This is a genomic window from Thiohalocapsa sp. ML1 (genome assembly GCF_001469165.1).
GTDB lineage: Bacteria > Pseudomonadota > Gammaproteobacteria > Chromatiales > Chromatiaceae > Thiohalocapsa.
This window is the reverse complement of the sequence record NZ_JABX01000041.1, coordinates 41,550-54,113: the sequence shown is the minus strand read 5'-3', so window position 1 is coordinate 54,113 and position 12,564 is coordinate 41,550. Positions and strand designations below refer to the sequence as shown.

The 12,564-nt window shown below is 71.8% G+C and carries 9 protein-coding genes; 1 reads left to right on the top strand and 8 read right to left on the bottom strand.

Annotation, left to right across the window (positions count from 1 at the left end):
• Window positions 1-259 precede the first annotated feature (259 nt).
• The 5 genes from ML01_RS20970 to bchI form a co-directional block, all read right to left on the bottom strand.
• Entirely contained in the window at window positions 260-1,459 is a 1,200-nt protein-coding gene (locus tag ML01_RS20970; RefSeq protein WP_162268071.1) for an efflux RND transporter periplasmic adaptor subunit, read from the bottom strand.
• Window positions 1,460-1,595: 136 nt separating this feature from the next.
• Window positions 1,596-3,482 (bottom strand): biosynthetic arginine decarboxylase, encoded by a 1,887-nt coding sequence (speA, locus tag ML01_RS20965; RefSeq protein ID WP_058557340.1) that lies wholly within the window; start codon window positions 3,480-3,482, stop codon window positions 1,596-1,598.
• A gap of 260 nt (window positions 3,483-3,742) precedes the next feature.
• Window positions 3,743-4,636 (bottom strand): alpha/beta fold hydrolase BchO, encoded by an 894-nt coding sequence (gene bchO / locus ML01_RS20960; protein ID WP_058557339.1) that lies wholly within the window; start codon window positions 4,634-4,636, stop codon window positions 3,743-3,745.
• A gap of 144 nt (window positions 4,637-4,780) precedes the next feature.
• Window positions 4,781-6,625, bottom strand: a complete 1,845-nt coding sequence (locus ML01_RS20955; RefSeq protein ID WP_082674499.1) for a magnesium chelatase subunit D — start codon at window positions 6,623-6,625, stop codon at window positions 4,781-4,783.
• Entirely contained in the window at window positions 6,622-7,653 is a 1,032-nt protein-coding gene (bchI, locus tag ML01_RS20950; protein WP_058557344.1) for a magnesium chelatase ATPase subunit I, read from the bottom strand. Before bchI ends, ML01_RS20955 begins: the two co-directional genes overlap by 4 nt.
• A gap of 204 nt (window positions 7,654-7,857) precedes the next feature.
• On the opposite strand from bchI, the gene ML01_RS20945 reads away from it, so the two are divergent.
• Window positions 7,858-9,306 (top strand): AMP-binding protein, encoded by a 1,449-nt coding sequence (locus ML01_RS20945; RefSeq protein WP_058557338.1) that lies wholly within the window; start codon window positions 7,858-7,860, stop codon window positions 9,304-9,306.
• Between the two features lie 1,188 nt (window positions 9,307-10,494).
• On the opposite strand, the gene ML01_RS20940 is transcribed toward ML01_RS20945, so the two are convergent.
• Genes ML01_RS20940 through pmbA form a run of 3 tightly spaced genes read right to left on the bottom strand, consistent with a single transcriptional unit; the run spans window position 10,495 to window position 12,452 of the window.
• Window positions 10,495-10,836 carry a hypothetical protein gene (locus tag ML01_RS20940; protein ID WP_058557337.1) on the bottom strand — a complete coding sequence of 114 codons (342 nt, stop codon included), beginning with the start codon at window positions 10,834-10,836 and terminating at the stop codon, window positions 10,495-10,497.
• Window positions 10,829-11,098 carry a hypothetical protein gene (locus ML01_RS20935; RefSeq protein WP_058557336.1) on the bottom strand — a complete coding sequence of 90 codons (270 nt, stop codon included), beginning with the start codon at window positions 11,096-11,098 and terminating at the stop codon, window positions 10,829-10,831. The genes ML01_RS20940 and ML01_RS20935 overlap by 8 nt, the downstream gene beginning before the upstream one ends.
• 4 nt (window positions 11,099-11,102) lie before the next feature.
• The gene (pmbA, locus tag ML01_RS20930; protein WP_058557335.1) at window positions 11,103-12,452 is read right to left on the bottom strand and encodes a metalloprotease PmbA; all 1,350 of its coding nucleotides are present in this window, start codon (window positions 12,450-12,452) and stop codon (window positions 11,103-11,105) included.
• Window positions 12,453-12,564: the final 112 nt, after the last annotated feature.

Genomic DNA, 12,564 nt, shown 5'->3' with positions numbered 1-12,564 from the left:
CTGGCAGAAGGCCACATGCGCGGTCGTCCGCCCGGCGGCGCGTCATGGGCAACCGCTCGGCTCGCGCGCCGCAGATCGCGCGCCGGGGGCATCGAGCCCCCGGCACGCGAAGCCGGCTGGAAAGCCGGCGGTCCCAGTCCGTGCCGGCGCGGTGTCGAGTCCGCTTGTCGGTCAAGGCGCTGCTCGCCATGGCCGTTTCCCTCACCCCGGCACTCTCCCAGGGGGAGAGGGAGACTCAGGAGCGCGCTGCGCGCGACTTTTATGGTAAAGTGGTTGACTTGACTGCTTGGGCTTGGGACGAAGTGCTCACGCTCGTTGGCTCTTTCGCCGCGGTCTCGGCGCTGTCCACGCGTGGCGGCGCCGGCTGCGGGGCGATGCTCTGGCCGGGGCGCAGCGACTCGTTGCCGAGCAGCACCAGCCGGTCGCCGTCGGCCAGGTCGCCGGACAGGATCTCCAGCCGGTCGCCATTGGCGCGGCCGGTCTCGACCGACACCGGGTAGGCCTTGAGGATGCCGTCCTCCTCGCGCACGCGCCAGACCTCGCGGCTGCCGTCGGCCTTGGCGACGACGGCGTCCCGCGGCACCGTCAGCACGCTGTCCTCGGCCCCGTTCAGGTCCACGCGCACCCGCGCGGACATGCCGGGCGCGAGGCGTCGCTCCGGGTTCGGGAGGTCGATGAGCACCGGAAAGGTGCGCGAGCGGGCGTCGCCGGCGGCCACGCGGGCGAACACCTTGCCGGAGAAGGTCTGCTGCGGCAGCGCATCGAAGCGCACCTCGGCCGTCGCGCCGCGGCTGACCCGGGTGTAGTCGGCCTGCGGCAGCGTCGCGCGGATGCGCAGCCGGTCCAGCGCCACCAGCTCCACCGCCGCCTCGTCGCGCTTCGCCCACTCGCCCACCTCGACCTCGCGTGCGACGATCATGCCGGCGAAGGGCGCGGCGAGCCGATGCCGGCGCCGGATCTCTTCGGCGCTCGCCAGCGCCGCCCGCTCGGCGGCGAGCGCCGCCGCGGCGATATCCACCCGCGCCTCGGCGGAGCGGATGTCGGTCTCCGACGCGTGCCGGCCTTGCTTGAGGCGCAGCAGCTCGTCGCGGATGCGGACCGCGTCCCGGTGGTTGGCCTCCGCCTCCTGCACGCGCGCGGCGGCGGCGTCCACGGTGTGAGCCTCCAGCCGGTCATCGAGGGTCAGGATCGGGTCGCCCTGCTCCACCAGGCTGCCTTCGTCCACGAACAGCTCCGTCACCAGCCCGTCCACCTTCGGCGACAGCGCCGCTCGCCGCGGGGCGACGGTGGTGCCGGAGAGCATGGTCTGCTCGCGCAACGCCTCGCGCTGCACCTCGGCGAGGGTCACCGGGACCGTCTCCGCGGCGGCGAACGAGGCGGCGAACGAGGCGGCGCTCGCCGCCAGCGCGAGCAGCCAGAGGCGCTCGCGAGCGCGCGGCCGGCTTAAGCGGAAGCTCATCATTCGCAAGGTCCCCAGCGTTCTCTTCAGTCCCGTGAATGTGGTGTTGCCGCGCCCGTTCACGAGCCCCGCTTGCGCGACCGATCGTCCGCCCTCAGCCCTCGGCCCTCGGCCCTTGGCCCTTGGCCCTCAGCCCTTAAAGACTCCCCAGGTAGGTATAACCGTACAGCCCCGCCTTTAGCTCCAGGTACAGCCGCTCGCGCTCGCCGCGCTCCAGATCGGCGGCCTCGATGCGGCGGCGGTACCGGGCCAGCAGCTCCCGGGGCTCGAAGTGCACGTAGCTCAGCAGCTCATCGGCGGAGTCGCCGCGCTCGGGTTCGGACAGGCGATAGCCGTCCGGGGCCTGCGGGTCCAGCGCGACGTTGACGGCGTCGGTGTCGCCGAACAGGTTGTGGATGTCGCCGAGGATCTCTTGGTAGGCACCGACCAGGAACACGCCGAGCAGGTAGGTCTCCTCGCGCGGGTCGAAGGCATGCACCGGCAGGCTGGCCTCGATGCCGTCCTGGTCCACGTACTGGCTGATGCAGCCGTCGGAGTCGCAGGTCAGGTCGTGCACGATGCCGCGCTCGGTCGGCACCTCGTCCAGCCGCTGCAAGGGCACGATGGGGAAGATTTGATCGATGGCCCAGACGTCCGGCAGCGACTGAAACAGCGAGAAGTTGCAGAACAGCTTGTCCGCCAGCTCGGCGTCGATGCGCTCCAGCAGCTCGCGCTGGCGGCGGCTCGCATGCGACAGCCGCGTGCGCAGGCGCCGGCACAGCGCCGCAAAGACCTCATCCGCACGGGCGCGCGCGGCGAGGTCGAGCCGCCCGGCCGCGAAGTCCGTACGTGCGGCCAACAGCGACGCCTCCGCCCGCTCGAAGAGCTCCAGCGGTGCCGCCGCATCGGCCGCCGCGAGCGCCGCTTCGAGCGCAGCAAGGTCCGCGCTCGCGGCCGGGCCGGCGGGCGCGGGCGCGCAGGCACCGAGCCCGCTCGCGCGCTCGCGGTCCACCACGTCGGTGATCAGCACGGCATGGTGCGCGGCCAGCGCGCGGCCGGACTCGGTGACGATGTTCGGGTCCGGCAGGCCGGCGCCGCGGCAGACCTCGGCCGCGGTGTCGATGATGGCGTCGGCGTAGTCGTCGAGACCGTAGCTGACCGAGCAGTAGGCGCGGGTGTGCGTGCCCTCGTAGTCGATGCCGAGGCCGCCGCCGATGTCGAGCGTCTCCACCGCGCAGCCGCGCTCGGCGAGCGCCGTGTAGAAGCGCGCCAGCTCGGTGACGCCGGCGCGGATGTCCGCGAGGTTCGGGATCTGCGAGCCCAGGTGCGCGTGCAGCAGCTTAAGCCAGCCGAGCCCGCCGACGGCCTCAAGCCGCGCCACCAGCGCGAGCACCTGCGGCGCCGACAGGCCGAACTTGGCCCGCTCACCGCCGCTGTTCTGCCAATTGCCGGCCGCCGCGGCGGCGAGCCGCGCGCGCACGCCGATGAGCGGCTCCACGCCGAGCCGGGCCGCCTCCTCGATGACCAGCTCCAGCTCCGAGGGCTTTTCGATGACGATGTGGACCTTGAGCCCGAGCCGCCGGCCGATGAGCGCGAGCCGGATGTAATCGCGGTCCTTGTAGCCGTTGCAGATGACGTTCTCGCCGTCGGGCACCAGCGCCAGCACCGCCATCAGCTCCGGCTTGCTGCCGGCTTCGAGCCCGATGCCGCCGGCGCTCAGGATGGCGCGCACGACGCTGCGCTGCTGGTTCACTTTGATCGGATAGACGGGCCGATAGGCGCCTTGCCAGCCGCGGCGGGCCATCGCCGCCTCGAAGGCGGCGCGCATGGCTCGCACGCGGTGGCGCAGGATGTCGTCGAAGCGCACCAGCACCGGCAGCGACAGGCCCTCGTCGCGCAGGCGCTGCACGAGCCGGGTGAGATCGATCTCGGTGGCGGCGGCGGGGTCCGGGCGCACGGCGAGGTGGCCCGCGGCGTTGACGCCGTAGTAGCCCTCGCCCCAGCGGGGGATGGCGTAGATGGATTCGCAGATGGGGGTGGACATGGCCGCCGGCGTCGGTTGCGGAGATTGCGCCGCAGTCTAGCGCGATCCCGGCGCAGGGCCAGAGCCTTAAACCGATCGCACGCCGGGCGGTGGAGGTGCCGCTGTCGCCGCGCGGGCCGACTCAAGTCGGCGTACCCAAGCGGCCGGCGAGACGCCCGCGATCCCAGTCCGCGCGCTCGCCCTTTCAAACTTCACCCTTCACCCTTCAAACTTCAAACTTCACCCTTCAAACTTCACCCTTCAAACTTCACCACGTGCCGTCAGTCGAGCCCGATGGCCTCGAAAATCAGCTCCGCCACAAAGGCCGGGTCTTCTTCATGCGCGAGGTGGCCGAACCCCCCCACCCGCTTCAACTGCGCCCGCGGGTCCACGGCGAGCACGCGCTCGGCTTCCGCTGGCGGCACCGTCTTGTCGTTGCCGAAGGCGACCAGCAGCAGCTCCGGTTCCAGCTCGGGCAGCTCGCGAGCCAGCGGCTCCAGGTCCCAGTTGGCCATCATGTTCAGCGCCGCGGCCAGGTGGCCCGGGCTGGCGATGAGGCGCCGGTAGAGGTCGATGTCGCGGGTCGTGAGCCGGGAGCCCGTGCTGTCCGCGAGCCGCACGACGCCCTTGGGGTCCCGGCGCGCGCCGTTGGAGACGAACCTGGGCAGGAAGGAATTGCGGGCAAAGAACTTGGCCGCTGGCGAGAACCACTTGCCGGCGAGGCCCTTGAGCGGCAGCAGCGCACCGGAGAGGCTCACGATGAGCCGCGGCTCGATCTCGCCATCCAGGGCCATCCGCACCAGCACCGCGGCGCCGGCGGAGTGGCCGACGGCGACCTCCGGCTCCAGATCGAGCGCCCGCAGCAGCGCCCCGACGCCGGCGGCCATGCACGGCAGGCAGATCTCCTTCGGCCCCGGCGTGCCGGTGAAGGCATGCCCCGGCAGGTCCGGCGCGACCACGGTGCAGCGCTCGGCGAGCAGCGGCAGCAGCCCGCCGAAGGAGTGCGTGGACGCCGCTGTGCCGTGCAGTAACAGCAGCACCGCCCCGCTCCCCGCCACCTGCACGTGCCAGCGCAAGCCGCCCGCCTCGACGAAGCGGCTCGCATCGCGGTTCGGCCAGTCCGCGCCGTCCCGTGTCCAGTCGAGCTTGTCTTGGAGAACCTTGGCGGAAGTCATTTTTGGAAGTGGCTAGGAGCTAAGGGGAAGTGGCTAGGGGCTAGGGGCTAGGAGCTAGGAGGAAGGGGCTAGGCGCTAGTGGTCTTCCTAGCACCTAGCACCTAGCACCTAGCACCTAGCACCCAGCACCTTCCTCCTAGCACCTCAAGAAACAGCTTGTACCGCCCCCGACAACGCCCTCGCATCCGCATGCGGCAAGGGCAGATAGACCGCCCCCATCTCGCGGGCGAGCTGCTCGGCGTCGGGGCGCGGGCGGGGCGACATATCTACCACCAGGGCCTTGAGCTCCGCGGTGCGGAAGGCGCGGGCGGAGGCGAGCGCGTCCTCGGTGGCCCGGGCGCGGCCGCCGATGCCGTCGCGGGTCACGTTGGCGCGGCCGTCGGTCAGCACCACGACCACCGGCGTGCCGCCACGCCGGCGCACGCCGTCGGCGAGCTCCACGGAGGCGTCGATGCCGCACGCGAGCGGCGTGCCGCCGCCGCCGGGCAGGCCGGCGAGGCTGCGCTTGGCGCGCACCAGGGAGCGCGTCGGCGGCAGCAGCAGCTCCGCGCCGGGGCCGCGGAAGGCGATCAGCGCGACCCGGTCGCGGCGCACGTAGCAATCCGCGAGCAGCAGCTCCACGGCGCCCTTGGCCTCGGCCAGGCGATGCAGCGCCGCGGAGCCGGAGGCGTCGACGACGAAGATGGTCGTGGTCTCGGAGCGCTGCTTGTAGCGCGTGACGCGGAAGTCGTCTTGGCGCACCTCGACCAGCACGGCGGTGCCGCCGGTGCCCGCCTGGCTGCGCTGCTCGCGCTCGGCCCGGCGCAGCCGCTGCCACGGGGCCGCGGCGCGCAGCGTGTCGATGACGGCGAGCCGGGCACCGGCGCCGGGCTCACCGCGGCGGGTGCCGGCGGGGCGCCCGCGTAGCGAGCCGTTCTGGCTCGCGCCGGACTTGCCGTGGCTGCGCGAGCGCGAGCGCATGGCGCCCATCTTGAGCAGCGCCAGCAGGTTGTCCGGGATGGCCGCCTGTGCCGCCTCCAGCACGACATCCTCCAGCGGCTTGTCGATGTCCTGCTCCGGGGACTGGTTGTCGGGGTTGTCGTCCTGGTTCTCTTCCGGCGGCGGCGGCTCCTCCGGCGACGGGGCGTCGTCGGGCTCGGGCATCGGGATGCGCGTCGCGCGCGGGGCGAGCACCAGCCGCGCGGCGGCGCTGACGTCGTCCATCGCGACGGCCTCGCGGCCGGCGAGCGCCGCGGCGGCGCGGGCGATGCGCTGCGCGAACAGGCTCGTGCGCAGCGAATCGACGCCGAGCGCGAGCGCCGTGCCGCAGATGGCCTGCAGCATGTCCTCCGGCACCTCGACCTGCGGCAGGCGCGCACGGGCGGCACGGATGCCGGCCGGGTCCTGGTCGCCGGGCAGCGCGGCCTGGTACGGGAGATCGTTCAGGTCGAGCAGGACGGCGAAACGGTCCTTCAGCGTGTCGGGCACCTGCTCCTCGTCGTTCGCGCCCTCGTCCAGCGCGATGACGCCGAAGCGCGTCGGCGTGCGCGCGGTGATGCCGTCGCGCTCCACCAGCACCTCGCCGGTGTCGAGCGCGGCGCTCAGATGCGCCGCCGTGTTGCGCGCGACGCGCTCGGCCATCGCGAGCAGCAGCACGCCGCCGTCCGCCTCGGCGAGCAGGCCGCGCTCGGCCACCGGGCGGCCCGCGTGCAGGGTCGCGGCGAGGTCGAGCCCGCCCAGCAGCCGCCCGTCGGCGATGTGCAGGGGCACGCGGCGGAACGGCTCCTCCGGCGGCAGCAGGTCGCGCAGCAGCTCCAGCCAGATGTCGCGCACCGGCCCCGGCAGCGCGCGCACGGAGATGCCGCCGACGCCGACCGGGTCCACGGCGAACAGCGCTGCGGCCAGGCAGGCGTCGTCCCAGCGCGCGGCGCGCTGGGCTGCGTGTTCCGCGGCGATGGCAGCCGCGTCGGCACTCGCTTGCCCGGACGCTGCCGGGGCGGGGCTACTCATGCGCCGAACAGCTCCTGCACGGCGCGGTTCACGCGGGTCGTGGAGCCCGCGTCGTCGAGCACGTTGCGGCGCAGCCGATGTCGGAGCGCGGGCGGTGCCACGCGCATTAAGTGCTTGTCCTCGACGACCATGTCGCCCTCCAGCGCCGCATAGGCGCGGGCGGCGCGGATCAGCGTCAGCTCGCCGCGCAGCCCGTCGGTGCCGAGCTTCATGCAGAGCTGCGAGGCGTGCTCCAGCGTCGCGTCCGGCACCTCGATGTCGGGCAGCTTCTCCTTCGCGTGCTCGATCTGCTTGCGGATCTTGCCGTCCTTGCGCTTGTGCTTCTCGATGAACGCGGCCGGGTCGCGCTCGAACTCATCGCGCAGCCGCACCACCTGCATGCGGGTCTTGAGGTCCTGCGGCGTCGTGACCTCCACCGACAGACCGAAGCGGTCGAGGAGCTGCGGGCGCAGCTCGCCTTCCTCCGGGTTGCCGCTGCCCACTAGTACGAAGCGGGCCGGGTGGCGCACGCTCAGGCCCTCGCGCTCGACCACGTTCTCGCCGCTGGCGGCGACGTCGAGCAGGGCGTCGACGAGGTGGTCCTCCAGCAGATTGGCCTCGTCGATGTACAGGAAGCCGCGGTGGGCACGGGCCAGCAGCCCGGGCTCGAAGCGCTTCTCGCCGCGGGTCAGCGCGGACTCGAGATCCAGCGCGCCGATGACGCGGTCCTCGGTGGCGCCGAGCGGCAGGTCCACCACCGGCACCGCGGCCTTGCGCACCTTGAAGTGGCCGCCCCGGGCCTTGGTCTCCCGGCAAGACACGCACAGGGTGCCTTCGCTCGCCTCCGGGTCGCAGTTGTACGCGCAGTTCTCGACCACCCGCATGGGCGGCAGCAGCGCGGCGAGGGCGCGGATGGCGGTGGACTTGCCGGTGCCGCGGTCACCGAACACGAGCACGCCGCCGATGCTCTGGTCCGTCGCCGCGATCAGGATCGCGAGCTTCATCTCGTCTTGGGCGACAATGGCGGAGAACGGGAAGGCGGCCGGCATGGGTTGATCCTGGAGGCTTGAGCTGAAGACGCGTGGCGACGTGATCGGCACCGCGGTGCGGCACCGCGCCGGGCGCATGGCACCGCGGGAACCTATCCCCCGGGGTTTTTCCGGTCAAGCCGGCAGGGGACTTTGTTTGCGTTGGCGCAGCGGATTGGCTTCTCCGGACCTGCATCGGGCCATCCTGCGGGCCATCCGGCCGGCATGGCGCTGCCCCCGGGCGCGGGCGTGTTCGGCATGACCGGCGACACAACGGCAGCGGCCGGAGCCGCCGCCGTGCCCGCCGACCTGCCGGCACTCCTGGGGCCGGGGCTCTGCTGGACCCACGCGGCGCTGTCCGAGCGCGCGGCTGAGCGGGCCGCCGAGCTCGCCGCGGCCGGTCTCCAGGCCGGCGACGTGGTGCTCTGCCCGGCGGATGATCCGCTGGACCTGATCGTGCTGCAGCAGGCGCTGCTCCGCCTCGGCGCCGGCCTGCTGCCCCATCCGGCCGGGCTGCCGGCGGCCGAGCAGGCGGCCTTGGCGGACGGAGTCGGTGCGGAGTGGTGCTGGCAGCGCGCTCGGCTGCTGCCGACCGGCCGGCGGCGCGCACAGGCCGAGGCCGACGCGGCGCCCACGCTCCTGATCCGCACCAGCGGCAGCAGCGGTGTGCCCAAGTTCGTCATGTTGACGGCAGCGCAGCTCGCGGCGTCCGCGCTACGGGTCAATGCGGCGCTGGCGCTCGCTGCCGACGAAGCCTGGCTGTGCTGCCTGCCGCTCGATCACATCGGCGGGCTCGCCATCGGCTGGCGCTGTGCGCTCGCCGGCGCGGCGATGTGCCTGCCGCACGGCGACCGCCGCCTTGCCCCGGGCTTCGATGCCGCCGCCGTGGCGGCGGCGCTCTCCACCCATCCGGTGACGCACCTGTCGCTGGTGCCGACCATGCTGGCGCGGCTGCTGGACCTGCTGCCCGCGCCGCCGCCGTCGCTGAAGGTGCTCTTGCTCGGCGGCCAGGCGTTGCACCCGGCACTCGCCAGGCGCGCCGCCGACGCCGGCTGGCCGCTCTGCGTCAGCTACGGCATGTCCGAGACGGGCTCGATGGTCGCGGTCGGCCGCTGGCGGGACGACGCTGCCACGGGCGCACGGGTCGGGCCGCTGCTGCCGGATGTTGAGCTGGATCTCGATGCGGTCGGAGACGACGCGCCGCACGGTCGCCTGCGGCTCCGCGGCCCCATGCTCATGGCTGGCTACGGCAACCCGGCGCGGCGGCCCGGCGTCGGGCTCGCCGACGGCTGGCTCGTCACCGCCGACCTGGGCCGGCTGGACGCGGACGGGGCGCTCTGCATCCTCGGCCGCGCCGACGATCTGGTGATCATTGGCGGCGAGCAGGTATCGCCGGCGGCGATCGAGGCCAAGCTCGCCGGCGCCCCCGGCGTGGGGGAGGTCGTCGTCGTCGCCGTGCCGCACCCGAGCTGGGGCGCGACACTGGCCGCCTGCTGGGTCGGCCCCGCCACGGCCGACACGCTGGCGGCCTGGTGCCGAGCCGAGCTGACGCCCCGCGAGCGCCCGCGGCTGTTCCGGCAGCTCGACGCGCTACCGCTGCTGGACTCCGGGAAGCCGGATCGGCGGGGGCTGATAGAAAGGGTGAAGCCTAAAAGGGTGAAGTTTGAAGGGTGAAGTTTGAAAGGGGGAGCTAAGAGTGAAAGGGTGAAGTTTGAAGGGTGAAGTTTGAAAGGGGGAGCTAAGAGTGAAAGGGTGAAGTTTGAAGGCCGGATCGGCGGGGGCTGATAGAAAGGGTGAAGAGTGAAAGGGTGAAGCCTAAAAGGGTGAAGTTTGAAGGGTGAAGTTTGAAAGGGGGAGCTAAGAGTGAAAGGGTGAAGTTTGAAGGGTAAAGTTTGAAAGGGGGAGCTAAGAGTGAAAGGGTGAAGTTTGAAGGGTAAAGTTTGAAAGGGGAAGTTTGAAAATGCGAGGCCGAAGGCACTGGCTTGGACCTTGGGCGAAGGCAGAAACAAACAGCAACGAGGCACTACTCCCCCGACCCGGCTCAGGACCGTCTCGATCACCTGCGCTGAGGTGCGGTTTCCATGCCTATGCCTCATGGGAAGATTGATGGGCATCAGAATAGCAAACCGCGCTAAGCGCTTTGCGCGCCGCGGCGGGTATGAAGGTGCACGCGCGGCTGGCGTGCAGCGGCGCGCGAAGCCGGCTGAAAGCCGGCGCTCCCAGTCCGCGGCTGACCGGGATCGCCGGCTTTCCAGCCGGCTCGGCGCCGACGCGGCTCGATGCCGCGTCGGCGGCGTCTGGGCCGACAAAAGGGCACATGCGGTCGTCCGCCCGGCGGCGCGGCATGGGCAACCGCCCGGCTCCCGTGCCGCAGATCGCGCGCCGGGGGCATCGAACCCCCGGCGCGCGAAGCCGGCTGAAAGCCGGCGCTCCCAGTCCCAGCCGGCTCGGCGCCAGCGCGGCTCGATGCCGCGTCGGCGGCGTCTGGGCCGACAAAAGGGCACATGCGGTCGTCCGCCCGGCGGCGCGGCATGGGCAACCGCCCGGCTCCCGTGCCGCAGATCGCGCGCCGGGGGCATCGAACCCCCGGCGCGCGAAGCCGGCTGAAAGCCGGCGCTCCCAGTCCGTGCCGGCTCGCGGTGCAGGACAAATAGCCGTCGCGCGTGCAGATGAGTCTTCGGCGGAGCGTCGGTCTGGCCAGGCGCGTCGGGATCGGGATCGGAATCGGTCGCGACTCGGTTCGATTTCGATTTCGATAGCGATTTCGATAGCGACGGGCACGACGCTCGGTCGGACGTGAAGTCCCTAGCCCCTAGACCCTAGCCCCTAGCCCCTAGCCCCTAGCCCCTAGCCCCTAGCCCCTCATTTAACGATGGGAATGTAGACAAACGCCCGCGGCACGTCGGCACCGACGATGTCGATGGCGATGGGGTCGAAGAAGTTGCCGAGGTCGACAGTCTTGCCGGCGGGGTAGGTGCCGAGCGTGATCCGGTTGCCGGTGACGCGGTACTCGCCGTCGCCTGGCGGCATTTCCAGCAGGACGCGGCAGGGGGAGATGGCGCAGGTGCCGGTCTGGCCGGGCGCGACCGTGACGGTGATGGCGCCGGACGGCCAGCGCTCGAGGCCGCCGCAGCCGGCGGTGAGGGCGGCGAGCAGAGCGGCGAGCGCGCCCGCGCAGCGGAGGTGGCCAAAACGCTTAGACACCGCGCACCGCCCGGTCCATGCGCGCCTTGGCCTGTTGCCAGTCGGCATCGCCGACGCCCTGCTGCACCGCGTGCTCCATCAGCGCGTAGGCGAGGCCGCGCGCGTCGGCGCCCATGTCCTTGAGCTTGGTGAGCTTGAACAGCCAGCCGGCACGCTCGAATTCCAGCGTGTTGACCAGGGCGTAGAGCGTGAGCGCATTGGCGGACTCGGGGGCGGCCTCGATGAGGGCCACAGTCTGCGCCAGGGCATCGCCGCCGGACATCGGGCTATTCCCCCGCCACCGTCATGCGCTCGATGAGCCAGGAGCCGGTGGTGATGCTGCTCGCGAAGTCGCAGTCGTTGCCGACGGCGACCAGGCCCCGGAACATGTCGGCGAGGTTGCCAGCGATGGTGATCTCCTCCACCGGATACTGGATCTCGCCGTGCTCGACCCAGAAGCCGGCGGCGCCGCGCGAGTAGTCGCCGGTGATCATCTTGACGCCCTGGCCCATCAGCGACGTGACGAAGAGCCCACGGTCCAAGCGGCGGATCATCGCGTCGCGGTCGTCGCTGCCGAGCGCGATGCTCAAGTTGCGCGCGCCGCCGGCGTTGCCGGTGGTGGTCAGCCCGAGCTTGCAGGCGGAGTAGTGGTCCAGCAGCCAGGTCTTGAGCACGCCGTCGGTGACGACGTCCTTCGCCTTGGTGGCGACGCCGTCGCCGTCGAAGGGCGCGCTGGCGAGGCCGCGCAGGCGGTGCGGTTCCTCGAAGATGCGCACGAAGCCCGGAAAGATCGGCTGCTCCAGCTTGCCGAGCAGGAAGCTCGTCTCGCGGAACAGGTTGCCGCCGTTGATGGCGCCGGCAAGGCTGCGCAAGAGCCCGGTCGCCACGTCGGCGCGGAACAGCACGGGCACCTCGCAGGTGCCGAGTCGCCGGGCGTTGAGGCGGGCCACGGTGCGCTCGGCGGCGCGCCGCCCGACGGCCTCGGCGGGCTCCATGTCCGCCGGGGAGCGGGCGGAGGTCCACCAGTAGTCCCGCTGCATGGACTCGCCGTCCTTCGCGACGACGGCGCAGCTCAGCTCATGCCGGGTGCCGGGATAGCCGCCGACGAAGCCGTGGCTGTTGCCATACACCGAGAGCCCCGCCGTGGTGCTGAAGCTCGCGCCCTCGGAGTTGACGATGCGCGAGTCGGCGCCGCGGGCGGCGTCTTCGCAGCGAATCGCGATCTCGACGGCCTCCTCGACGGCGATGTCCCAGGGGTGGTTCAGGTCCAGGTCCGGCACCGCGCTCGCCATCAGCTCGGCCGGGGCGAGGCCGGCACAGCGATCCGCCTGCGTGTGGGTCGCGATGCTGCAGGCCTGGCGCACGGCATCGCGCACCGCGTCCGGGCTCAAATCCGACGTGCTCGCCGAGCCCTTGCGATGGCCGAAGTAGACGCTGATGCCGAGCCCGTTGTCGCGCGTGTGCTCGACGGTCTCGACCTCGCCCAAGCGCACCGACAGCTCCAGGCCGGCGGTGTTGCTCACCACCGCCTCGGCCGCCGAGGCGCCGCGGCGCTTGGCCTCTTTCAGCAGGTCTTCAATGGTCTGTTCGAGCCGCGCGAGCTGTTCGGCACTGTCGGCCGTGGCCAAGTTGGACATGATGGATGCTTTGCGCTCCCTGTTGCGTGTCACGTTGGGCGGGATTGTGGGGGGTTCGCGGCCGGTTGCAAACCGCTGTCGCGTTGTGCGCCTGCGCCGGGCGTAGTAGGCT